At 39.5% G+C, this 24,930-nt stretch carries 15 protein-coding genes and 1 pseudogene; 7 read left to right on the forward strand and 9 right to left on the reverse strand.

Annotated features, from left to right (window positions below; genetic code table 11):
- Window position 1 precedes the first annotated feature (1 nt).
- Window positions 2-1,528 (forward strand): murein biosynthesis integral membrane protein MurJ, encoded by a 1,527-nt coding sequence (murJ, locus tag QNH43_RS26350; protein ID WP_283916296.1) that lies wholly within the window; start codon window positions 2-4, stop codon window positions 1,526-1,528.
- Window positions 1,529-1,552: 24 nt separating this feature from the next.
- Window positions 1,553-2,719, forward strand: coding sequence for a glycosyltransferase family 4 protein (locus QNH43_RS26355; protein ID WP_283916297.1), 1,167 nt, complete (start codon window positions 1,553-1,555; stop codon window positions 2,717-2,719).
- Window positions 2,720-2,755: 36 nt separating this feature from the next.
- Here the strand turns inward: QNH43_RS26355 and tagH are convergent, their stop codons facing one another.
- From tagH to QNH43_RS26380, 5 genes and pseudogenes are all read right to left on the reverse strand, one after another.
- Entirely contained in the window at window positions 2,756-3,553 is a 798-nt protein-coding gene (gene tagH, locus QNH43_RS26360; RefSeq protein ID WP_283916298.1) for a teichoic acids export ABC transporter ATP-binding subunit TagH, read from the reverse strand.
- A 17-nt stretch (window positions 3,554-3,570) separates the two neighbouring features.
- Entirely contained in the window at window positions 3,571-4,368 is a 798-nt protein-coding gene (locus QNH43_RS26365; protein WP_283916299.1) for an ABC transporter permease, read from the reverse strand.
- 3 nt (window positions 4,369-4,371) lie between these two features.
- Window positions 4,372-5,577, reverse strand: a pseudogene (locus QNH43_RS26370) (CDP-glycerol glycerophosphotransferase family protein); the annotation flags it as partial.
- A 139-nt stretch (window positions 5,578-5,716) separates the two neighbouring features.
- Complete coding sequence (locus QNH43_RS26375) at window positions 5,717-7,252, reverse strand: glycosyltransferase family 2 protein (protein WP_283916300.1); 1,536 nt, start codon at window positions 7,250-7,252, stop codon at window positions 5,717-5,719.
- Between the two features lie 100 nt (window positions 7,253-7,352).
- Window positions 7,353-10,682: a CDP-glycerol glycerophosphotransferase family protein gene (locus tag QNH43_RS26380; RefSeq protein WP_283916301.1), complete on the reverse strand. Its 3,330-nt coding sequence runs from the start codon at window positions 10,680-10,682 to the stop codon at window positions 7,353-7,355.
- An 859-nt stretch (window positions 10,683-11,541) separates the two neighbouring features.
- Here QNH43_RS26380 and tagD point away from each other — a divergent pair.
- The 4 genes from tagD (at window position 11,542) to QNH43_RS26400 (ending at window position 15,622) form a co-directional block, all read left to right on the forward strand.
- Window positions 11,542-11,940: a glycerol-3-phosphate cytidylyltransferase gene (gene tagD, locus QNH43_RS26385; protein ID WP_057278149.1), complete on the forward strand. Its 399-nt coding sequence runs from the start codon at window positions 11,542-11,544 to the stop codon at window positions 11,938-11,940.
- On the forward strand, window positions 11,933-13,096 hold the full coding sequence (locus QNH43_RS26390) for a CDP-glycerol glycerophosphotransferase family protein (RefSeq protein WP_283916302.1): 1,164 nt from the start codon (window positions 11,933-11,935) through the stop codon (window positions 13,094-13,096). Before tagD ends, QNH43_RS26390 begins: the two co-directional genes overlap by 8 nt.
- 293 nt (window positions 13,097-13,389) lie before the next feature.
- Window positions 13,390-14,430 carry a C40 family peptidase gene (locus tag QNH43_RS26395; protein ID WP_283916303.1) on the forward strand — a complete coding sequence of 347 codons (1,041 nt, stop codon included), beginning with the start codon at window positions 13,390-13,392 and terminating at the stop codon, window positions 14,428-14,430.
- Window positions 14,431-14,695: 265 nt separating this feature from the next.
- Window positions 14,696-15,622, forward strand: coding sequence for an LCP family glycopolymer transferase (locus QNH43_RS26400; RefSeq protein ID WP_283916304.1), 927 nt, complete (start codon window positions 14,696-14,698; stop codon window positions 15,620-15,622).
- A gap of 20 nt (window positions 15,623-15,642) precedes the next feature.
- Here QNH43_RS26400 and QNH43_RS26405 read toward each other — a convergent pair whose 3' ends face one another.
- The 3 genes from QNH43_RS26405 to secA form a co-directional block, all read right to left on the reverse strand.
- Complete coding sequence (locus tag QNH43_RS26405) at window positions 15,643-17,430, reverse strand: LTA synthase family protein (protein ID WP_283916305.1); 1,788 nt, start codon at window positions 17,428-17,430, stop codon at window positions 15,643-15,645.
- A gap of 238 nt (window positions 17,431-17,668) precedes the next feature.
- Window positions 17,669-18,130, reverse strand: a complete 462-nt coding sequence (locus tag QNH43_RS26410; RefSeq protein WP_283916306.1) for an SLAP domain-containing protein — start codon at window positions 18,128-18,130, stop codon at window positions 17,669-17,671.
- Complete coding sequence (secA, locus tag QNH43_RS26415; RefSeq protein ID WP_283916307.1) at window positions 18,127-20,514, reverse strand: preprotein translocase subunit SecA; 2,388 nt, start codon at window positions 20,512-20,514, stop codon at window positions 18,127-18,129. The genes QNH43_RS26410 and secA overlap by 4 nt, the downstream gene beginning before the upstream one ends.
- A 261-nt stretch (window positions 20,515-20,775) precedes the next feature.
- On the opposite strand from secA, the gene QNH43_RS26420 reads away from it, so the two are divergent.
- Entirely contained in the window at window positions 20,776-22,209 is a 1,434-nt protein-coding gene (locus tag QNH43_RS26420) for an alkaline phosphatase (protein WP_283916308.1), read from the forward strand.
- 361 nt (window positions 22,210-22,570) lie between these two features.
- Here QNH43_RS26420 and QNH43_RS26425 read toward each other — a convergent pair whose 3' ends face one another.
- Window positions 22,571-24,637 carry a SpoIID/LytB domain-containing protein gene (locus tag QNH43_RS26425; RefSeq protein ID WP_283916309.1) on the reverse strand — a complete coding sequence of 689 codons (2,067 nt, stop codon included), beginning with the start codon at window positions 24,635-24,637 and terminating at the stop codon, window positions 22,571-22,573.
- Window positions 24,638-24,930: the final 293 nt, after the last annotated feature.

Consider the following 24,930-nt stretch of genomic DNA (forward strand, 5'->3'; position numbering starts at 1 on the left):
TATGCCTACTCTTTCACATGTCATTAAATCGGTCGGGCTCGTCACCATTATTGCAGCCATTGGAAAAGTCCTCGGATTCGGGCGGGAATCGATCATAGCCGCCTATTTCGGGGCATCATCAATGGCAGATGTTTTTTTCGTGGCAAGCCTCATACCGACCATTCTTTTTACGGCTCTCGGCAGCGGTCTTCAGGCCGGCGTTATTCCCATTTACTTGGAAAAGAAAGCGGACAATCCGTTGAAAGCTGATGAATTCATCAGTGTCTTAGGCTCTTTCTTTATGCTGGTAGCCGGAGTCCTGACCATTGCCTGCATGATTTTCATAAAGCCGCTCGTCATGTTGACAGCCCCGGGTTTCTCTAGTTCAGAGCTTGCCCTGACGGAGTCACTGACCCGGATCATGCTGCCAAGTTTACTATTTTTCACGCTTTCATACATGGCGACGGGGGTCCTGAATGCGAATAAGCGTTTCATTCTGCCGGCACTCACTTCAACTGCACAAAACACGGTCATTATAGCAGCCACTGTATGGTTCGCTGCTCCGTTTGGGATTGAAGGATTGGCTTGGGGGTTTTTATTCGGTGCAGCAAGCCAGTTCCTTATTCAATACCCATCATTGAAGAAATACGGAATCCGGCCCATCGTCGCTTTCCTGCCTCATAAAAGGCAGATCGTTCAAACACTGTACACCTTTTATCCAATCATCATCGCCGCTTTAGCGATCCAGTTGAATAGTGTCGTCGATCGGATTATTGCGACTTCGCTCGAAACGGGGAGCGTATCGGCACTGAACTATGCGAATCGCCTGCTGTGGCTGCCATTAAGCATTGTCCTCACGCCGCTGATTACCGTATTGTATCCTTCAATCGTCGAGCGCGCACTTATAGGCTATCAACCTTTCCTTAATTTGACCTTAAAGGGATTGAAGTCGCTATTATTTTTAGCGATTCCGTTCATGGTCGTCATGTTAATCAGCGGAAACAGCTTAATCACTCTCGCTTTCCAACGCGGGGCCTTCGATGCTTCAGCAACCGAGGTGACTTATAGGGCATTCATCTTTTATTCAGCTTGCCTCCCGTTCTTTGCACTGCGGGATTATCTGATGAACGCCTTCTATGCCTTGAAGAAAACGAAGGAGGCCATGTATTCCTGCCTGATTGCCGTATTACTTAACGTCCTGCTCAGCTGGGTCCTATCACGTTATCTAGGCGTCGGCGGAATCGCTTTAGCATCGGGCATTTCCATGTTCCTGCAATCTCTCTATCTTTTCGGCTACCTATGGCTAAAGACAGAAAGAACGGACAAGGCAGCTTTCAGGGATGTTTTTAAGGAAAGCAGCAAGCTTGCGATCATCGGAATCATCATTTACGGACTCGCTCTCTGGATCCATCCGCTTACCACGACGTTGCCCATCATCATGGAATTAGTGATCATCTCGCTGCTGGTATTCGGATTATATCTCGCATTATCCATTCTTTTTAAAGTAAGCAGCCTGCAAGCGATGAAAAAGATCAGATCATCCAAGTAATACATTAGAAGAAGGAGTGCCATTATGAACATTTTAATCACGACGATTTTCAACTACCCTCATGAAGGAGGGCTATCGAGCCATATCACTACGTTAAGAAAGGGTTTAATGTCGCGGGGCCATAATGTGGACATATTATCTTTCTCTCAATTGCCGCCTTTCAAGAGGAAGATGCTCGCCCAGGCTCCAGGATTTTTATTAAATAAAGTAAAACAGGGGAGCGGCCAGCTTTTCAATGACCGGCAACGGCAAAAATTATTGGCTTCATCTATTAAAGCCTTGAAAAAGAACTATGATGTCATTAATGCTCAAGACATTTTCGCAACGCTTGCCTCCATCGAATCCGGGATACCAACGGTGCAAACCGTCCATGGGTATTATTCATTCGAGGCAGTCAGCAGGGGCGCCCTTCTTCCGGATAGTGAAGAAGATTTGATCATTCGGGAGCTGGAAAGAAAAGCTTATCAGACTGCTGCAAAAGTGGTGACGGTCGATCAAAGGATCAAAGACTATATAAATCATTTGGCACATATAGAGGCGGAAACGATCAAGAACTTCATTGACGTGACTGCTTTCAAACCGGAAATGGCAAAGCGGGAGCAAACTCGCCGGGACTTTCAAATACCGCTACATAAAAAGATGCTTTTCGTTCCGAGAAGAATGACGGAAAAGAACGGTGTCATCTACCCGCTCCTTGCCCTGCCGGAGGTGCTGGAAAATCATCATGAAACGGTATTGGTCTATGCAGGTACAGGGGAACAGCGAAGCCGGCTTGAGGAAACGGCAGGCAGGCTCAAAATATCAGATTCCGTACTTTTCCTGGGTTCAGTGCCGTTCGAGAAAATGCATAATCTCTATGAAGCATCGGACATCGTACTCATCCCAAGCGTTCATTCCCACGGGGTGGAAGAAGCGACTTCCATTTCTGCATTAGAAGCGATGAGTTGCCGCTCACCCGTCATTGCAAGCGCAATCGGAGGTTTAAAGGAGATTCTCATTGACGGTGAAGATGGTCTGTTGGTGGAGGAAAAAAATAAGGAAGCACTTGCACAAGCCATCTCCATGCTGCTTAACGACACTGAATATGCAACAAAGTTAGCAGCAAAAGCAAGATATAAAATGGAAAGCGAATACTCCCACCTTTCAGCTGCCGAGCGGTTTGAAAAAGCTTATGATGAAGTGCTTAACTAAAAAAGCAGACCCGAAGCCCGGGTCTGCTTTTCACTTTCATACCAGTGCGGAACTACGCCTTTTCATTTGTTCTTCACGGTATTTCTTCTGTTCTTGTTTAGACATGGCGTTATATTCTTTTAAGAATGCTTCATATTGCGGCATTACTTCGTTCATGGCACCGTATGCCTTTAACTCTCCATATTCAAGCCATAAAGCCTTCTGGCAAAATTTCTTCATCTGACCGATTGAATGGCTGACAAAGAACATCGTTTTGCCTTTTTCCTTAAATTCATTCATTTTCTCCAAACACTTTTCAGCAAAGTTTTTATCCCCGACTGATAAGGCTTCATCAATAATCAGGATATCTGGATCAATATGCACGGAAATGGAAAAACCAAGCCTGGACTTCATGCCGCTTGAGTAGGATTTCACCGGTTGGTCAATGAATTTGCCAAGCTCTGAAAACTCGACGATCTCAGGCTCAAGTTCTTTGATCTGGTTTTTGTCGAATCCGAGCATCAGCATTTTCAGTTCGATATTTTCTCTGCCCGTCAACTGATTATTCAGGCCCGATGAAACGGCAATCAAAGCCGTTTTCCCGTTAGTTTGGACATTTCCGTCCGTGGGTGGGATTATGCCTGCAATAATATTGGACAATGTGGATTTCCCTGAGCCATTGACCCCGACAAATCCTATTACATCACCCTTTTCAGCTTCAAAACTTACATTTCTCAGAGCAAAATACTCTTCCCCATAGCTTTTGGGCAAAAGGAGATCCAATAATTTTTCCGAGTTTTTATTATATAATTTGTATTTTTTCGTTATATCTTTGACTATTACCGATTTTTCCAACTTTTCTCACTTCCAGTTTACTTAAAGTCAACAAAGCGATCTCTAAACCTGACATGCAGCGAGGAACCTATCAAAAACAAGATGATAATGACTGCCCAGAAATAAAGCGTATATTCCCAATGCTCTATCAGATACCATGATTCCCCCAACAACGAAGCCCGATACCCTTCCACAATATAATATAGTGGATTCAGCTTCATGATGTTGACTATAACAGGATGGTCCTTAGCATCCAGTATCCAAAGGATTGGTGTTAAATAAAACAAGATTTTCATTAAGGACACGATGATATTTTGAACGTCACGAATAATGGTTGATAATGTTGAAGAAATTAACCCAAATGAAAATAACAGCAAGACCGTCGCAACAATATAATACGGCAGTTGCAAGATGTAAACTGTGGGGAGGTATCCAGTAAAACCTAATAGGATGATGATGACTCCCAGCAGCATTAAATGCTGATACAACTTGGCAAAAATGACATACGATGGGATGACACTCATCGGAAAGCTCATCTTGGATACCATATTCAGTCGGGAATAGACGGATTTGGACGTTTGGGTTATCGCCGGATTCACAAAGAACCAGACAACGATCCCTGCCATCAGCCATGGAAGGAACTCTTCCCCGCGGTTTAAGATTCCAAAGCCGAATACAAACCAATAAATCGCAATCTGTATCATCGGATTGATGATTTCCCATAGGATTCCCAGGTAGTTATTGCTGTTGGCACTTTTCATCTCATAAACAGATAAACGCCTTACCAAATAAAAACTATTGATTTGTTCTTTTAAAACGGTCAAAGCTGAACTCATAAATTACACAGACCTTCCTAAAAACACTTTTTCTACGACACGGCGTGAAGCCTGGCCATCCTCGAGTGCACAAAACCGCGCGTGAAAATGATTGATATCATTGGTATTTTCATTTTTCATCGTCTTGATACTATCAATGACCGCATCAGATGTTTTGACTAACAAACCAGGTGCACTCTTTTCAAAATCAAAGTAAAACCCGCGAAGCTTGTCCCTGTAATTTTCAATATCATATACATAGAAAAGCATCGGACGCTGTAAATTTGCATAATCAAAGAATACGGATGAATAATCAGTTATTAATAAATCCGAAATAAGATACAAATGACTAATATCCTCGTAACTGGATAAATCATAGGCGAATCCTTGATACGCCGATAAATCCAAGTTCTCTGAAACCAAATAATGAAGACGGAGCAAAATGACATACTCCTCCCCCAATTCCCGTTTCATTCGATCCAGATCCAGTTTTATTTCAAACTTATATTTTCCCTTGCTATAAAACTCATCGTCCCTCCAAGTCGGGGCATATAAAACGATCCTTTTCTCTATTGGTATACCCAACTTCTGTTTCAATGAGTCGATTGTATCACGATTATTCCCATTGTAAAGTATATCATTACGAGGATAACCGGTTTCCAGAATTTTAGAAGAATCAACATGGAAGGCCCGGGCAAAAATTTCACTGGAATAAGCATTCGGTGAAATTAAATAATCCCATTTACTTGATTCGGCATGGAAATTTTCTTTATATTTATCCGTCGTTGTTCCAGGCATATGAACTTCATCCATATCCGCCGCAAGTTTCTTTAATGGAGTACCATGCCACGTTTGCAAATAGATCGTGTGCTTCGGCTTCGGAATCCAAAGCGGGAGCCTGCTGTTCGTTACCCAATAATGGGCTCTTGTCATTTTGAGCAGCCAACTAAATGAAAAACGATTGAGATATGGGATGCCCGCCTCTTCGAAATGAGCTGTATATCTTTTATCTACGCTCCAATACATTTTATATTCCGGATGGTGACTCTGCAAGTATTCATAAATCGCCCGGGGATTGCAGCTATACTGCTTGCCCAAAAAGCTCTCAAAAATAACAAGCTTCCGGTCCACCGGCAATACTGTGCCCGCCATTGCAAAAGCCACTTTATATCCTCTTAAAATAATTGCTTTAACCTTATTTTTAACTAGCGATAGAAAGGAAGGTCTCTTTGAGGTTTGTATTTTTTCATTTGACATATCCGATCTCCCTTTTTATTGAATAATGATAATGGAACCATGCTAATAAATCGAATTAAAAATAAGCTCGCCCAATAGAAGGGAGAGCTTATTTTTGGTGTACTTCTAACAGCTACTCCAAAGACTTTATTGCCAGTCCCAAATTATTTGCCACTGTTGTATAAAACTCCACATTTTTCTTATTATACGTCATCTTATTTTTCAGGATCCTTTTAATATTCACCAATTGATAATCATTGTAGCGAATGAACACCGTAAATAACGACTTTTCCATTTCATCAATTTCATCTAATGAAACAGTGAAATGGCCTCTATTACCTTCTATTTGAACTCCGCAATTGATTTCATTGTCGATTCTTGTCCTATCGCGTATCAATACTGAATTTATGTTATCTATATCATCACCATAAATCTCAAAACTTTGGTGGTAGACATTATCCAGAATATAAGAATCCAGTGCACGGGCAAGCATCGGTATCCTGACAAAGCGATATTCATCTTCCAGAAATGGAAGTTCATAATAAGGCAAACCATCTTTTATATGATATTTTTTATTGGAATCCCGCTTTAACCATTCAAACACCTTAACGAAATCATCAATACGACCCTCCATGAATAATTCAAGTGCTACTTTATAAATAGGTACTTTAAATTCATTCTTGAAGTCATATGACAAGTTTTTCGCAGTTTCGACAGCTTCTCTTAATATTTCAATAAAATCTTCTTTATTCTTGGATTTCACAAAGGTTTGACTGTCGAACGTTTTTACAATATCGTACTCATAAATCCGGTTAAGAGCCACCCTTTTCAATTCAATGGCAATATCCTTGGATTGAATATACTTTATTATGTCAACATCCGCTTTTCTTTTGTCTAACATATTCGTAACACGTGTTAAAGAAGATGAGTTTTCCGAAGTTCTATTGACATAATAAATAGGCTTTTTAGTAGTTGATACAGCTCTGACTTTAAAGAAAACATCAGTAAAAAACCATTTATCTTCACCGAATTTCATATCCGGAAAACCAATTTCATTTTCTTTAACCATATGCAGATTCATCATCCTGGCCGTTGGTCCCATATGATAAAAAAAGTGCGGAACATCCATCGGGGTGATGCTTCTTCTTTCTTTAATTGAAGCAAACTCCCCGATCACACTCTCTGACTCAGATTCGACTTTTACCGTTTTGCCCACTACATAATCATCACCGGTTTCCTCCAGGATGTTATAGAGGCTTTCAAGTCCATCATGGGCAAGCCAGTCATCCGCATCTAAAAAAGTGATATATTTGGATGTCCCCAATTCTATTCCAATGTTTCTCGGGGTCCCAGGTGACCCATTATTTCCTTGAAGGGTAACGGAACAGATATTTTTATATTTAGCTGTATACTCTTGAATGATTTTATTGGTGCCATCAGTCGAACAATCATCAATGATGATATATTCAATCTGTTCTATGCCCATGGTTTGATTGATCACTGATTCAATCGTTTTCCTGATGAATTTTTCAGCATTATATGCAGCAGTGACTACAGTGACTTTTTTTCCTTTTCCTAAAAATTTATTCCTTAAGCTTACAGGATTATTTTTTATTGGGATATTACTCTTTAAAAGTTCCCTCGCTTTTTGACGCACCAAGAAATTCATACTATTCCTCTCCTTTTATATCTAGAGGTAACATAGATGTTTTGACCAGGCAGCCAATTTACCAGTTACTTAAAAGCAACAATACCCTTTATTTAAGGAATCAATCATTAAAAAATTTATCCACGATTCTCTGTGTAGCTTTACCGTCCTCTATCCCACAATACTTCTCTCTAAATAAACCATATCTCTCTTTATATTGCATGTTTATTTTATCAATATTGGTAATAGTTTCGATAATCTCCTCGGTTGTTTTTAAAAATGGACCGGGTGCTTCCTTTTCAAAATCCATATAGAATCCACGGATGTTATCTCTGTAATCTTCCAGATCATACGTGTAATACAAAATCGGCCGAGCGGTATTAGCAAAATCGAACATTACTGAAGAATAATCCGTAATCAATATATCGGAAATCAGGTAAAGTTCCTGAATATCTGAATAATTGGATACGTTTATCACGAAATCCTCAAATTCGCCCGGGATGCTGAGATTATTACTTATAACAACATGCATCCTTAACAACAGGATATATTCATCCCCTAATTCTTCCTTCATTCTTTCCAAATCAAATTTCAGTTCGAAAATAAATTTATTGTTTTTCGATGTTTGATTATCCCGGAATGTAGGAGCATATAAGATGACTTTTTTTCCTTTTGGTATCTTCAGTTTTTCCATCACCGACTTGGCAATTATTGAAGAATCTTCCCTGTAAAACAAATCATTTCTTGGATATCCCGTTTCCAATATTTTGCCCTCATATTTGAAAGCACTCCTGAAGGCCGTGGATGCGTATGGACTTGGTGATATTAAATAATCCCAAGTTCTCGTTGCACCATGCACTCGATTTAAGTACCCATCGTCTCTTCCTTGGATATTGTCTATATCAAATAGCATTTTTTTCAAAGGGGTACCATGCCAAGTCTGAATATAAGTCGTTTCCTTCCTTTTACTTAGATAGGTAGGGAAGTTTTGATTATTTATCCAATAACCTGCCTTGGCCAAATAATAATAGTATTCCGGACTTAAGCGTTTTATCAGCTTCGTATTCTTTCCTTTTATCGGTAAATTACCATTATACACCCAAACTTTTTTATATTTATTATCCCTTTTGACCAATTCTTCATAGATATACTTGGGGCTATCGGCGAATTGCTTCCCTATCCCGCTTTCAAAAAGAATTAGGTTCCGGTCAACCGGGATAACCTTGGACATGATTTTATAAACTTTTTTCATGACAGGGAAATATTGATCACTTTTCCTAAACCGGTTCAAAATGAGTTTGGACATCGGATGGTTATATAATTTAGTTAGTGAATTTTGATCTTTTTCTGCGTTTTGAATCACTTCGAATATCCTTGAATTAGAATGGACATCACGATATTTAATAAAACGGTTGGCCTTGTCCATATACTTCTTCTTCATGACAAAATCAGTATTGGCATATTCGGCTAATACACCTAGCAATTCATCCAATTCATCAACGATTTCACCCGGAAGATCGTTATCCAAATCCAAATGTGACGGTCTTTTCCCTATGAAACGATCTCTATCAAATTGATAGTAAATGACCGGTTTATGGAGGAAACTAAAGTCAAAAGCTACACTTGAATAGTCCGTAATCATAATCGCACTTTCCTTGATTAATCTTTGGACATCCACTTCACCCTGACTAATTACCCTAACTGGGGCATCCTTAAAATAAGACGTGAATTTCTGCATATTAGGGTGAAGGCAAAAAATGATTTCAAACCCACTGTTTTTTGATAAATCATGTAATGCCGGGTGATTCACTAATTTCTGATACCTTTCAAAATATTCGCTTTCCAAAAATATTTCATCGGAAGTAATCCAATCTCTCCATGTCGGAATGATCAATAATTGCCGCTTTGTTGAAACATCATCCTTAAACAGCGAGTCGAATCTTGAAAGTCCCGTCGCGAATACTTCTTTTTCGTTGTAACCAAAATCAGTTACAATCATATCCTTTTCGAAGTCTGAACTTACCAAGAAAACATCCGTACTAAAACCGGAAACTGCATTTTTCCCGTAGTTTGCCACCATATTCTTAGTGCCCATAACACCATGTTGAAGAAAAACCTTAACTCCCTTAACACGATTTTTAAATTCAGATGTCCTTAAAGGATATAAATAATCCGGGTGATGTGATGAAATGATACGTGTCGATTCCATCGTCTTTTTAATATGATCCTTTGACTTGAAATAAAGTACATTTCCAAAGGGCTCGACGTTCTTGGCTTCCACGGAATTTTCTTCTATTACATAATACACTTCTTTTTCTGGATGATTTTCCCTCATATATTTAAAAAAGTGATATCCGGTATCCTGGGCTTTATACGTTCTTTCTCCAACTAGCCAAACATCCTTTTTCTTTTTAAATAAAGCCAGGAATCTCCTCCACCCCATCATCCTTTTTAAATATCGATAACTTTCTGTAGAGAAGTTAAACACTTCCAAAGATAAATTGGATGCTTTAAAGGTATAGTAAGGATTGACGATAGCAACTCCATCATTCGAGCTGACATCAGTCTTTTTAGTAAATAATTTAGTTCTGGTGGTTGGTCTTCCGACGCGTACCATTTTCGGCTCTTCCTGATCATGTAAATGTAGTTTCATGTAAATGTCATATACATCATCTTCCAAATCCGCACTGACTAATTGTTCCAGATCCAATCCCAAATCATATATATAACGATTCAGTCCATATTTCTTAATACTCATTTCCTCATTATGAATAAAAGATATATTTGCCAGATATTCTTTGCCGCTTTGCCTTCCTCTTACAAGTCCATCACCTTTTATGATTCTTGAATGCTTGGTGAAAATTTGACCATTAATTTGCATGGTTTTCGACTTGTTTTTAATTTTTTCAATTTGAGACTTAATCGAAATTTTAGGAGCCATATTGAAGTAAAGAGATAAATTCCCTTTATTCGTTATAGAGAATACACTTTGTTTATCTTCATAGGTGTAAATACTCAAATTGTTCGCGTACGTTTCCTGAAAACGCCCGAGACGAATTGGATATTCGATATGAACCTGTTCGTTCACTTCTACATATTCAGCTTTATGTTCAATACTGAGTATCGCTTTTTTGCTCAGCTTTTCGATCGGAACGGCAACCTTTATATAACAGTCATAAACAGTCGGTTCATCATCTTCTAATTTCCGCATTAAATCTTTCATATCTACTTTAAACTCAAATTTAGATGAGCTCACTGATTCAGCTATTTTTATTTTTTGATCTTCGTTTTCCCTAGAATATAGCCATAGTTCTTTTGCGCAATAATGTTCTATTGAAAATTGCCCTTTTATCAACAGCGTATTTTCCTCTTGCACAATGGTCAGAACTTGTTTCAGCTTAATTTTAGGAGCTTTTTTTGCTTTCCCTTTTCCAAGAAGCTTTTTAATCATTTTAGACCACCTATAACAAATTATTATTTAAATAAAAATGAATCATTCTTTGTACTTTAAAATCATAAACTTTTTTCGGTTTTTCCTCAATATCATTAAACAGACGGGTAAACCACCTATAAATTACCTTTAATTCCTCCGATAAACAAAAAAGACAATATTGGTTAATGCAATGTCGAAAACGAACATACTAAAACTAAAAACATTTCGTAAATATGAACGTTCTTCCATGTTGCCAGAATGGAAAGGGAATAGCAAAAACATGTCTCTTAATTGCAAAAAAGTCTTCTAAACATCAAAGTGAACGCTTTCAAAACAAGCCAACTGTTTATATTAATTGGGTTATTAAATGTGAAGCGATAGATTGATGGCCTATACATGACCCATCCACTATAAACAGGGATTTATGATGCTCCACTAGTTGTTCTCTCCTAAACGTGGTAAAATTGTGAATGGCTTATTCTGAATGCAGCATGAATAATGAAATCTTTCTTATTATATTTGATAAAATTATTTTTAAATACCATTCAGTCATACACCAGGCATTTCTATAGATACTTTATTATGCCCTACAGAGTAAGACAAATTAGTCAACATTTTATTTTAGCTTAAAAAATAATATTTACAATAATCATCAATGTAAAAAAATGTGGTTTATTTGTAAAAAAATTGTGGTTTATTTGTAAAGCTATTAAGTTATAATTAGTTAGAGAAAGTCATTGCCTGAAAATATAAGAAAACAAGAAGCGGGAATGAAATGCTAGTTTCCTGTTTTATTGTTCCATTTCATATTCTAATAGACCAAATATATATTAATTTGATTGAATAACAGTTTAAGAGTCTTAAAGGAGGAATAAAAATGAAGAAAGTAATCACTTACGGAACCTTTGATTTGCTTCATTGGGGCCATATCAATCTATTAAAACGCGCTAAAGATTTAGGGGATTATCTGATCGTTGCCATTTCAACGGATGAATTCAATGCTTTAAAAGATAAAAAAGCTTATCATAGCTTTGAAAACAGAAAAATGATCCTTGAATCAATCCGTTATGTGGATGAAGTTATACCTGAAGACAATTGGGAACAAAAGAGGGAAGACATCGTTCGTGAAGGTGTGGATATTTTTGTAATGGGTGATGACTGGAAAGGCCAATTCGATGAATTATCCGAAGTTTGTGAAGTGGTCTACCTTCCAAGAACGATCGGCATTTCGACTTCCCAAATTAAAGATGACCTTTTACAAGTTACAAATGGCTAAAGAATTCGCGATAGGGATTTATCTTTTTTGTTTCAAAGTTTTATTCTCTATCTTTAAGCTTTTCCCTTTATATGACAAAACGACCTTTGTCACATCATTCGGGGACAATTGCCAATATATCGCAGATGAAATGGACAAGCAGGACATTTCCGTTCAAAAAGTTTTTTTAATGAAATCGAGCAGTTCTATACAAGTTAAGGACGATGGTGAAACCATCGTCCTTCCGTTTGAATCAAAAAATATCATTGCCATGATCCGATCGATTTATCATCTGGCTACATCAAAATGGATCATCATCGATAATTATTTTGGCTTTCTTTCAGCTATTGCATTCAAGGAGCAAGTGACATGTGTTCAAGTGTGGCATGCGGCAGGTGCCGTTAAGCAATTCGGGGCAAAAGACCCTTCCATTCAAAACCGTTCCGCCGGAGCAAGGAAAAGATTTTTAGAGGTATATAAAAAATTTGATTATGTTACGGCAGGTTCAGAGATGATGGCCGGGATTTATCAAGAGAGTTTTCAACTGCCGGCATCCCATATCCTAAGGACCGGAATACCTCGGACCGATTTCTTTTTTAATGATGAATCAAAAAGGACTGCCCGTAATGCTTTGCTGGCCAAGTATCCAGAACTTGAGCATAAGAAAATCATGTTATATGCCCCTACATTTCGTAATGACGGCTTGAACGACGGAGAGATTGCCCTTGATTTGGATTTGCTCCATAAGGAACTTCAGGGCGAAAATTATGCGTTATTACTAAAACTGCATCCAGCTGTAAAAGCAGAGCATGATTTACAAGATAAATTCCCGGAATTCATTTACCCTGTCAATAGTGAATTTCATGTTAATCAACTGCTGATCAGTACCGATCTACTAATAACCGATTACTCATCGATACCATTTGAATTCTCTTTTTTGGGAAGACCCATGATATTCTTTGCATATGACTTGGAAAAGTATGTGCAGGAACGGGGATTCTGGGAGGATTACTCATCTTCCATGCCCGGACCCGTGGTATCCACCACAGAAGGGCTCTTAAGGGAAATCCGTACCGCCGATCACTCATTAATGGAGATCGCTTCCTTTAACCAAAAATGGAATGAATACTCAACGGGAAATTCAAGCAGGAATTTAGTTGATTTCCTTTTTAAATAAAACCACCCACTTCGTAAAACGAAGTGGGTTTTCATTTTTTCAATAACACCTCAATGAAAATGCACACCCAAAAAACAGGGACATTTTTACAGCAAATGACACGTGGAAAAACGAAACCCCACAATGTGAAAAAAGACTCACAATATAGAAAATATTGTAGATTGCAATACTCAAACCCCTCCAATATAAACCAGTAAAATACTACTATTTTCCTCTCGTAACAAAAATGTAATATAATTATTCCCATTTAATTTGCTAGAATAGGGAAAAAGACATATTAGAGGTGGAATACCGTGAAAAAAAGTGTTGTCGCATTTTCGACATTAGCCATTCTTTCTTCGACTTTTGTTTCTCCTGCCCTTGCCGGTACATATACAGTCAAAAGCGGTGATAATTTAAGTAAAATCGCCCAGAAGCATAATACGACGGTAAAAGACTTAAAACAGCTTAATAACCTAAAATCAGACTTTTTGAGAATCAATCAGAAATTAATTACACCCAACTCCACAACGACATCCAATGCTTCTTCTGTTTCCGTGAAAAAAACAAAGAAAACCACATATACCATCGTTTCAGGTGATACCTTAACCAGGATAGCAAACAAGCATGACCTTACCCTTGCTGAATTGATGAAAATGAATAACTTAAAATCCGATAGAATTTATGCAGGCGCCAAACTTATCGTATCCAAATCAACCACCACCACTACCATAGATTTACCCGGCAGCTCCAAACCATCCAATGTGACACAGACCCCAGCCAATTCGTCTACTTACATAGTGGTAAAAGGTGATACTCTTTCCAAGATTGCCGGAAAAACCAACTTGACCGTAGCCCAGCTTAAATCAATCAACTCCTTAAAGTCCGATTTAATCAGAGTGGGACAAAGACTAAAATTAAGTAAATCGGCAAGCACTGCCCCTGCAGATAATAACGATGCCGGAAAAGTGGAAGCCCCAAGTGCGGGGAACAAAGTGGTCAAGCTCGTTTCCGAAGCCAAGAAATTAGTCGGTACACCATATTCGTGGGCGGGTGCCTCCCCATCAGGTTTCGATTGCAGCGGGTTTATTTACTATACGTTCAAAAAGGCCGGGTATGATATTCCCAGGCTTTCATCTTCCACATATTATGATATGGGTAAAAAAGTCACTTCACCGAAAAGCGGCGATCTTATCTTCTTTGCAACTGGTTCCAATAAATCAGTGGTAAGCCATATGGGAATCTACTTGGGCGGCGGGGAATTCATCCATGCCTCATCAAGTAAGGGAGTAACAATCAGTGCTACTTCAAACTCTTATTTCAAAAGTAAAATCATCGGTTATAGAAGTTTATAAGATTTTCTTGCCAGACTTTCCTCTTAAGTCTGGCAATTTCATGTAAAAGAATGATAGTTTACGAAACATTCGAATGATTTGCCAACGAAGGAATTCGGTTTCTCTAGAATCCTTCGTTTTTTTTGGATAAAAAAAGGAAAATATGCACTCTAAGTACAAAAAGAAACTATTCTATTTTTGACAAAAAAAAGGTATAGTTAAAAATACCGACTAGGTACTTTTTCACACCTTCCATTTTGTGGGATGGTTAAGGGAGGAATATTAAATGAGATCCGAACATAAAAAAAAGAAAAAGAAACGCAAAACGTTTAAAATAATCGGCTTCACCCTTCTTATCCTTTTCATCGGCGCAGGTGTTTATGGCGCTTCAGTTTATCAATCATTAGCAGGTGCGATCAGCACCATGCAGGGTACGGCCCATAAAACGGATAAACGAGTAGAGGACATCAAGTTCAAAAGCAAAGATCCATTTTCATTACTAATTCTTGGTGTGGATGAAAGAAAAAATGACTCAGGCCGATCAGATACGATGATTGTCATGACGGTTAATCCTAAAAAGGAATCGATTGAGTTATTGAGTTTACCGAGAGATACGCGTACAGAAATCATCGGTAAAGGTACAACAGATAAAATGAACCATGCCTATGCATATGGCGGAGTTGCCATGTCGATAAATACAGTGGAAGCCTATTTGGATATTCCGATTGATTATTACGTCAAAATGAATATGGAAGGCTTTCAGGATATTGTGAATGCTGTTGGTGGTGTCACAGTCGATAATGATATGGACCTTGCCTATAAAGGATATACCTTCAACAAAGGCACAATCGACTTAGATGGTAAAGAGGCCTTGATTTATTCCCGAATCCGTAAGGAAGATCCCCGCGGGGATTATGGACGGCAAATGCGGCAACGCCAGGTTATCCAAGCTGTCATGAAAAAAGGGGCAAGCCTATCAACACTTACCAATTATGACGATATATTCGAAGCTCTAGGTAAAAACGTGGAAACCAATTTAACTTTCAATGAAATGTTAAGTATCCAAAATAACTACAAATCATCCCTCAAAAATATTGAACAATATACACTTGAAGGTGACAATCAACGGGTAAATGGCGTTTGGTACAACATCGTTCCAGAAGATACAAAGCTTGAAGCCCAAAATCGTGTGAAAGCACATCTAGGATTATAATGGATGGAGGATGGCTATTATCAGTCATCCTCTTTTTTTGCCTTTTTCTCAATTTGTTTAAAGTAATCGGAGCGTATCACTTGATCACTCAGATTTATCTCCTTTTGGTCTTCTGATGAAAATCCATCGACCTTGCCTTCCCCATTTATTTTCATTTGGGAACCATAATCCCCTTTCAATATCAAAGCATCTCCCTCTTCGCCATTCAGCATGCTCTCTCCAAAGTATGAAGAACTCTTAATATTGAACAGATCATATAGAGTTGGCAGAATATCGATTTGGCCCGCTACCTTTTCAACCGTTCTTCCTTCCATATCCTCCTGATAAATGATCACGGGGATGGGCATATATTTTTCAATCCACTCTTCATCGCTAATTTTACTGCCGTAATATGCTTCAACCTCGTGTTTATCCTTTAAAAATAGACCATCATGATCTCCGTATATCACAATCACGCTGTCTTTCAATTTCCCGTCATCCTTCAACTTCTTTATGAAATCCCCAATGGCAGAATCTGTATAATGAATGGCTTCAAAATATTGGGTCAGGTAACTGTTTTCTTTTCCAACTTCAGGCTTCAATGTTATCTGTTCTTCCGGCAGTGAAAAAGGTACATGGCTAGTCAAAGTAACGAAAAAGGCGTAATAGGGATTCCGTTTATCTTTTAAGAAATCATAGCTTTGATTGAAGAAACTGCGGTCCCCCAAGCCCATCGAAATCATCTCATCCTGCTTCATATCCTCTATGGAAAGATAGTCATCAAACCCTAGCGAGGGATATGCATGCTGCCTATTCCAAAAGTCTTCTTCATCTCCGTGGAAAGCAAAACTTTGATAATCCGACTTCTTTAATTCCTTAGCAAGGCCCGGAAAATCATTATAAGGGAATCGAAAAAAGGTCGCACCTTGCTTTAAAGGAAATAGTCCGGTATTCACGATAAGCTCTCCGTCAGATGAATTTCCAAATACCGTCTGTGGATATACATTCGGGAAGTACAGCCCCCCTTTCGCCAGTTCATTCATGAATGGCGTGACCTCCTGCCCGGCACTGCTTTGAAATAGCGGAAACGACTGTAAGGATTCCACCTGGATGATAATGAGGTTCTTCCCCTCCAAGGATCCGGAATGGACATTTTCCTTTCTTTTCTTTTTATTGAAGTAATCAGAAACGGCCTTCTTTTCTTCCGAGGACATCCCATGCCTTCCCGAGTCAGAAAAATAGGCATATGTATCCAATGCGTGATGACCGATAGGGCCCCAGTTGCGCAAGAAGGTATTCGCCTCATAACGCCGGGTTATATCTACTTTGTCGATAAAGATATTCTTGACCGGCTTTAATCCTGCTATCATCAGGAATATTACGGCCGGCACTAGTGCCATATGCTTGAGGGGGTATTTTTTCTTCACATATGATTCAGCAATTGGGATGACTACCAGAAGAAAGATTGCATCCTTCATTTCCATCATACTGAATATACTTTCACCTAGCCCATTCAGATTGCTTTTTTGCATCCACATATAGGAAGTTATAGGTGTCGAATAATAACGATAAAACCAGATGTCCCCAAGGAAAAAGGCCATGATTGAAAGAAGGGAAACTGAAAAAATGATGCCTTTTACGATTCGATTCGTTATCCATTCCTTCAGATAAACAATAAAACCGGCAACACCGATGATTATGGTAATGATCCCAATAGAAAGATCGTTACCCATCCTATCATTCGTATAAATGAAAAGTATGGCCACGATTGAAAATGACAATATCTCAAATAGCCTCTCCTTCAATCGTTGATTCAGGTTATTCCTCATGCTCCTGCCACTTTCCTCTTCATTATTTCCAAGCCTTAGTTAAGCCTGATTGCGGAAGATTACTTATAAATATTACTTAGCGTTGCCATTTATGAGAAAATGCACACCGAAAACGGCATAAATATTTAATGACCACCCTTATAAACAAATAGCCCTCATCACTAAAAGGATGAGGGCTTTGCTTTGGCACTCCGGCAAAAAAGCTGCAGATTGCCGCTAGACTCATGCGGTTGTTTTCCTACTTTCTCTTCCATTCAAAGGCAATCTTCCAACCTTCATCAGGAACCGATTCCGCCAACATATCTCCTTCCTCGAATAAGAAACGCCATGGCATGCTTGAAAGTGCTGGAATCTCACCAAGCTCTGAAAGATCAAATGTCTTTTTTGCGAGGAATTTTCCATCTCCATCAACTAACAGTAAATCCACGATATCAAACCTGACAGCTTTCTCTATTGAATTTCGTAGAAAAGCCACTATGATTACATCATCTTCCACCCTGTTCAGCTTGATGCCGGATATTGAAATTTGGTTCGGTTTTAATGCTGGCAGCCTTTGATGGTGGAATTTATATACATATTCCTCTTGCTTGGAAATTTCCCAGCCTTCGTGAAACATCAGGGCAGTATGAACGGTATCATCCTGATTTAATAACTCATGTACATCTAAAGCTGCATTATCCCTTTTTCCAAATGAACTCATCGTTCCTCACCCTCCTCCAAAGCAGTTGCATCTTCCTGATTGCTATTCATATATTCCATAAAACGGATGCTTATCTCCGTCTCAATTTTACTTAATAGAAGGTTGAATTGACTGAGAGCCGCTTTTTCAAATAATGTATATGGGTCCTGCTGACCATATCCGCTTAAACCAATGCCTTCTTTCACACTGTTCATTTCATCTAAATGGTTCATCCAATTTGTATCGATATGCTGCAGCATGAAAGCACGCAACTGGTTTCCCCATTCTGCATCGTTTTGAAAGGTCATCAGCCTCAGCCTCGATTCCAATTCACCTAAAGCATCCAACGCTTTTCCTTCAATTTGGCCTTCTAAATCCTGAAAATCACTTGCCTGCCAACCTAACGAAAGGAAGACAAGGGAAAGCTCTTCAATATAGGCAGAGGGATCAGGTTCCACCATATGTTCAGGATAATATTTCACTGTAAGCCGAGTAATGTATTTTTCGATATATTCAAGTAAAATGGCCGACATCCGTCCAGGCTCCATATCAAGGATCCGATCTCTCATTGCATAGATGATTTTACTCTGCTCATTTAATGCATGTTCTAACTTCAATAAATGGTAACGGCTTGATTGATGCATCTGCTCTACCGTTTCCTGAACCATTTTAACGAATTTATCGGGTGCAGTGCCCAGCACCAATCCATTTTCATCCGTTTTGATTTTCTTGATATAACGCTTGATTTCTTCTTCATCATAGTAATCAAACAAATCATCTTCCAAAGAAATGATGAATTGGGTTGAACCGGGATCACCCTGCCGTCCGGAACGTCCTCTTAGCTGCATATCGATCCGACGGCTTTCGTGTCGCTCCGTACCGATAATATGGAGGCCGCCCAGTTCCTTGACATCTTTCGCAAGTAATATATCCGTTCCTCTCCCAGCCATGTTCGTAGCCAGCATCACTTGATTTTTTTGCCCGGCATTCGCTATGATTTCCGCTTCATCCTCTTCCGTCTTCGCATTAAGGATTTGATGTTTGATTTTCCCCTTCTCTAGTTGAACCGAAATTTTTTCAGATTGCTCAATGGAGATCGTCCCGATCAGAATAGGTCTGCCTCCATCATGAATCCGTTTTACTTCCGTGACGATTTTGTTGATCTTACTGGTTTCATCTTTATAAATCATATCAACCTCATCAACTCGAATGATGGGCTCATTAGTTGGAATTTCAATGACGGGGAGTTGATATATTTCCTGGAATTCTGACTTTGATGGCATTGCACTGCCTGTCATCCCCGACATTGAGTGATATAATCGAAAATAATTTTGGACGGTGATCATGGCCTGTGTTTCATTCTCTTCGGAAATCTCCAAGCCCTCTTTTGCCTCAATTGCTTGATGAAGCCCATCACTGAAGCTTCTCCCTTCCATCACCCGGCCTGTGAATTTATCGATGATAGCAACCTTTCCATCGATGACAATATAGTCCACATCCAATTTCATGATCGCATGGGCTTTTAGCGCCTGTGTAACATTATGTAATAACTCTTGATGCTCCATTCCATACAGATTGTCGATACCAAAGGCCTCTTCAATCTTGGAAGCCCCTTGATCCGTAAAAAAGGCAGACCTTGACTCGCTGAAAATCTCGTAATCATCATTGTCTATAAATGTCTTCATGATTTGTGCCGTGATCTGGTGAAGCTCGGTTCCGTCGCTTGCCCGGTCCGCAATGATCAATGGTGTCCTCGCTTCATCAATCAAGATGCTGTCAATCTCATCGACGATGGCAAATTGATGTCCTCTCTGAACCTTTTCTTCTTTTCGGTAAACCATATTATCTCGCAAATAATCAAAACCGAACTCTGTTGCCGTTCCATACGTGATATCTGCCGCATACGCTTCACGTTTTGCTGAAGGCCCCATTTGGGAAAGGTTCAAGCCAACCGTCAATCCTAGAAATTCATGAACTTGTCCCATTAACTCCATATCGCGTCTGGCCAAATATTCATTGGCCGTAATGATATGGACACCATTACCGTACAGTGCATGTAAATAGCTAGGCAAAGTAGAGACAAGCGTCTTCCCCTCGCCCGTATTCATTTGTGCGATGCCCCCTTCACTCAGGACAAAACCGCCTGCAATCTGAACATCATGGTGCCTAAGATTCAATACTCGTTTAGAAGCCTCCCTCACGACCGCAAAGGCTTCGGCTTGTATATCCATTATATTGTCACCAGCATCCAATACGCTTTTAAATCTATCCTTCATTCCGCTTAATTCCAGATCTGAATAACTTTCATATTTTCCCTCTAGCCGATTCACATCTTCTACCAACTTATAAATTCTCTTTAAGTCTTTAGAACCTTCTTTGAAGAACTTTTTCATACTGGATAGCATAGGGTTTTCTCTCCTATTAATTCAATTGAACTTTAGTGAAATTATATCAGTTAAATATTTACTGTTTATTAATTATCACCTTCATATTGTAATTATATAGAAATTCTTTCTTTTTTTGAAAGATAAATTACGTAAAAGGCGGCTGTATGCCCTTCCATTAAAAACGCTAAAAAGATTAGCTTCATCCTGAATATCAGGGAGGGGTTTTTTTATCGATTTAAACAAATAATAGGAAGACTTTCACCCAATGGAGGATTACTGATGAATAAGACAAGCAGAAAAATCATTCATAAACTTGCACAACCGCAACACTTTGGATTATTCGTTCTTATAATTTGCTTTATTTACATGAGCTCCCCTATTCAAGCAGAGACAAAAAACACCCCCAAGAATGTCATATTGCTGATTGGCGACGGCATGGGGGTAGGGGCCATAGAGATTGCCCGGCAATTGGAATATGGAAAGACAGGCGTTCTACATTTGGAACAACTGGAGCATGTTGCCCTGATGCGCACCTATTCCGCCGATAACTTCGTCACTGACTCTGCAGCAGGAGGGTCCGCGATTGCCACTGGTATAAAAACCAACAATGAATCAATCGGTGTCGATGCCAATGGTTCCGAGGTGGATAGTATATTGGATGCATTTCAGAACAATGGAAAAAAAGTGGGGATCATCTCAACCAATATGGTAGTCGATGCCACGCCCGCTGCCTTTGGCGCAAGTGTTCCTAACCGCTGGACAGGAGGCGCAAATATCGCGAGGCAGCTATTTGATAACCGGATCGACGTCATTCTCGGCGGAGGTGCCAGCTATTTCGAGGCGGATAAGCAAAATGGCGAGGATTTAATCGCTAAATTTAAACAAGCTGGCTATGGGATCACGACGACGAAAGAAGAACTTAGTTCCATTAATAAACCGGAAAAACTTTTAGGGTTATTTCACCCAACCTATATGAATTTTAAACTGGATAAAGAAGTATTACATTCTCAAGAGCCATCCCTGCCCGAAATGACATCCAAAGCGATGGATATTTTATCAAGAGGTAATAAAGGATTCTTCTTGATGGCCGAAGGAGCGCGTATTGACCATATGGAGCATGCAGCCGATATCACTGGAATATGGAAAGAAACGATCGAATTTGACCAAACCGTGAAAGAGGTTGTAAATTGGGCGAAAAATCGAAATGATACATTGATTGTTGTACTTGCAGACCACGAAACAATGGGGACCTCCGCTTCTGAAACAATGGATATCACTGCATTGAAAAAAATCAAGGTTTCATCTGAATATATGTCCAAACAGCTTACATTCGATAAAAACAATGAAATCAATCCAGAAAGTGTCGTTTCCACATTCAAGAAGTATGCACATATATCCCTTACGGATCAGGAAGTCGACCAATTCATCGATAACGTAAGAAATAATAGAACGCTTGTCTATCCACAACATCAAATCGATTGGGAAATCGGAAGCACCATCGCCAGGCACCATAAGGCGGGTGTAGCTGATCGAAGCATACGGGCGGCCAGTTCCACAGGAGGGCACACAGCCAATATGATTCCCGTTTTCGCCTCGGGTCCAGGCAGTGAAGCCTTCGATGGAGTCATTGAAAATACGGATATTTCTAAAATCATCACAAAAGCCGCCGGCGTTCCCTTCACACCCGGTCAGCATAAAACAAAAGAGGAATGACTACATTCATTCCTCTTTTAAAATTCTAACTCACTTTAACTCGATTTTTTCGGCATTCATTTCTATTGTGGTCCGTTAACACGAAGTTTTGGGGCATTTACTCACGAAATTGTGCGATATCACAGAGTTTAGTGCATTTACTCATGAGTTTGGTGCGTTTACTCGTGAATTTGGTGCGTTTACTCGTGAATTTGCTCCTTTTACTCGTGAGTTTGGCGCATTTACTCGTGAATTTGCTCCTTTTACTCGTGAGTTTGGCGCGTTTACTCGTGAATTTGCTCCTTACTCGTGAGTTTGACGAAGAGCCTTAATGCCATTTATTAAAAACAAAAAAAGACGCCATAATTGACGTCCTATTCATTCATTTTTTTACATGTTTTTTTAATACATACCCAATTCGGCTTCCCTTTTTCACTTTATACCATTCATCTTGTTGAGCCAGGATCGTTACGGCTTGGTCCCTGTATAGATTCCCAACCGTTTCAGAAGATGCATTTTTATTTTCTTTAATATATAATTCGCTTGCTGTCACTATTCCCGTGGTCTTCCTAATGGAGACTTTCGTTGAAATGGATTTCTGGTTGTCACTCTTATCCTTAGCGGAGATTGTCACCGTAAACATCCCGTTGGACATATTTTTGAAATCCCAGGTTGCCGAGTGCCTGCCTTTATTGAACTGCCTTTCAGAAAGGATGCCAACAACCTTACCTTTACTGTTCTTGATTTCCACTGTTACATCAGCGTTTTCATTAATTGTATAGGTTATGTTCGCTTTCTCGGTACTATAATCACCAGATGTATTGACATCGGTGATTTTCGGTGCCGACGTATCTTTACTGATCTTAATCGCCATTGTGGCCAAACCTTCATTCCCGCTTCGGTCCATTGCTGATATTTCCGCTTCATATGTACCGTTACTTACCGTTTTTGTGTTCCAGATTGCTGAATGGGTACCCTTTTTCATTGTTTGGTCACGGACTGGGGTAGCTAAGGCTTTCCCTTTACTATCTTTAATCGTGAGTGTTACTACAGCATCTTCTTTTAAGGAGTATGTGACTCCAACCTCACCATTAGAATGATCCGTCTCCGCTTTCATGTTTACTGAATTCGGCTCCGACTTTACGACAAGTTCCGTTTTAGATCCAGCACCTGGTCCATATTCCTTTTCTATAGTTGTGTCAGGATAATAAAACCCCAAAATCTCTTGATATGATTGGCCTGCTTCCGCTCTGTTTTTCGCTCCAAACTGACTTAGTCCGACACCATGCCCATATCCTGATCCTTCAATAGAGATTTTGGAAGGATCGGTAGATGAATGGTCAACCAAATAACTTTTCATCACCTCTTGTCCCACCATGCCCCTGATTTTGGAAGCCGCTACATTAGTAAGCTTAACCGTTTGCTGCAAAAGTTTCCCCCTGTCATCAACGAGACCCCTTACATAGAAATTCAGTTGGATGGAGCCCTTCGTTACACGGCCTCCCGTTTTTTCATCTGTAAATGTTAACAAGGGAACCTCCGTTATTTTAATATCTTTATTCGCATATCCATTGTTCTTCAGCCAAACCTTCAGCTTCGGCACAACCGTTTTATCTTTTTCCTCTACACTTGCCCACCATTCTTCCGGTTTAGATAAATCCATTTTTGAAAGGTCGATTTGCTGTTTGTCCAGCATTATCTCCCAATTGGTTTTCGAATCATAGAGATCTTCTTTTATGGATAAATATGCAAGGGGGTTGCCGCTTGACCAAACATTTGAATTCGATTCGGTCATTCCTCCATTGCTTGAGGAAAAGAACGCTTCGATTATTTCGCCATCATGTTTGATTACCATACCCTTTGTCTGTTCAATGGCTGAATTAGTTCGATAGTGACCGGCAGCCCCGCCATAAACTTGGTAAGAAACCGTATCATCAATTATTGTGGATTGATGGCGAAGTGCATAAGTCCGGGCGGCAATCGCCTGTGCCTTTAAGGCTTCGGAATGCCATAGATCTGGCATCTCCAGCGGGACAACGCCTTTTAGATAATCTTCCATGTAAACATGATTAATTGGCCGGATATAACCGTCCTCCGCTGTAAATGAAAATGAGCCAAGATACGGACGGCCGTTTATGGACAATGAAGCATCAGGTTTAACTGGAATCACCTTAAAGGAAGCATAAGATCCCGTTTTCTTAAAACCTTTGTAGACGGCAAGTTTAGCCGACTCCACTTTCAAAGTCAGATTTTCACCCTCCCTAATGAATATCTCTCCCCCTGAAGTACGGTAGTCCCCGGTTGCCGTTATTTTGACGCTGGTTCTATTCCCCAGATAATTCTTCAGTTTCACTTCCATCGTAGTCTCTTCCGCTGCCGTTGCTTCATGAGAAGGAAATGCAAAAAAAATGATAAAGAAAGCGATAAACAAATACCTTAAACTTCTCATTGCTTTTCATCCTCATTCCCATTCTATTTGTCTTTCAAAGATTTTTAATTAATCCTGTTCAATCCATTGGCATGGGCAATGGCCAATATGGCGTCACTGCTGCAGAAATCCCTGATGATTTCAGGACAACTGGGATCGCGGGTCTTACTTGTGAACTCTCTTTTTACATTCTGTATGTACGACTCATTATCCTTCAAATCCAGTTTTTATTGTCTTAACAAATTGGAGTCCTCAACGTGTGAAAAAATAAAAGCAGGACATGGAAGAAACCATGTCCTGCTTTTTCATGATAA

The organism is Peribacillus simplex (assembly GCF_030123325.1).
Taxonomy (GTDB): Bacteria; Bacillota; Bacilli; order Bacillales; family DSM-1321; genus Peribacillus; species Peribacillus simplex_D.

Excerpts from the sequence above, each read along its gene's own strand:
- QNH43_RS26390 (WP_283916302.1), top strand. The coding sequence starts at position 11,933 with ATGGCTAAAGAATTCGCGATAGGGATTTATCTTTTTTGTTTCAAAGTT.
- QNH43_RS26365 (WP_283916299.1), bottom strand. The coding sequence starts at position 4,368 with ATGAGTTCAGCTTTGACCGTTTTAAAAGAACAAATCAATAGTTTTTAT.
- QNH43_RS26410 (WP_283916306.1), bottom strand. The coding sequence starts at position 18,130 with ATGAGTTCATTTGGAAAAAGGGATAATGCAGCTTTAGATGTACATGAG.
- QNH43_RS26380 (WP_283916301.1), bottom strand. The coding sequence starts at position 10,682 with ATGATTAAAAAGCTTCTTGGAAAAGGGAAAGCAAAAAAAGCTCCTAAA.
- murJ (WP_283916296.1), top strand. The coding sequence starts at position 2 with ATGCCTACTCTTTCACATGTCATTAAATCGGTCGGGCTCGTCACCATT.
- tagD (WP_057278149.1), top strand. The coding sequence starts at position 11,542 with ATGAAGAAAGTAATCACTTACGGAACCTTTGATTTGCTTCATTGGGGC.
- QNH43_RS26400 (WP_283916304.1), top strand. The coding sequence starts at position 14,696 with ATGAGATCCGAACATAAAAAAAAGAAAAAGAAACGCAAAACGTTTAAA.
- QNH43_RS26375 (WP_283916300.1), bottom strand. The coding sequence starts at position 7,252 with ATGAATTTCTTGGTGCGTCAAAAAGCGAGGGAACTTTTAAAGAGTAAT.
- QNH43_RS26355 (WP_283916297.1), top strand. The coding sequence starts at position 1,553 with ATGAACATTTTAATCACGACGATTTTCAACTACCCTCATGAAGGAGGG.
- QNH43_RS26405 (WP_283916305.1), bottom strand. The coding sequence starts at position 17,430 with ATGAGGAATAACCTGAATCAACGATTGAAGGAGAGGCTATTTGAGATA.
- secA (WP_283916307.1), bottom strand. The coding sequence starts at position 20,514 with ATGCTATCCAGTATGAAAAAGTTCTTCAAAGAAGGTTCTAAAGACTTA.
- QNH43_RS26420 (WP_283916308.1), top strand. The coding sequence starts at position 20,776 with ATGAATAAGACAAGCAGAAAAATCATTCATAAACTTGCACAACCGCAA.
- QNH43_RS26425 (WP_283916309.1), bottom strand. The coding sequence starts at position 24,637 with ATGAGAAGTTTAAGGTATTTGTTTATCGCTTTCTTTATCATTTTTTTT.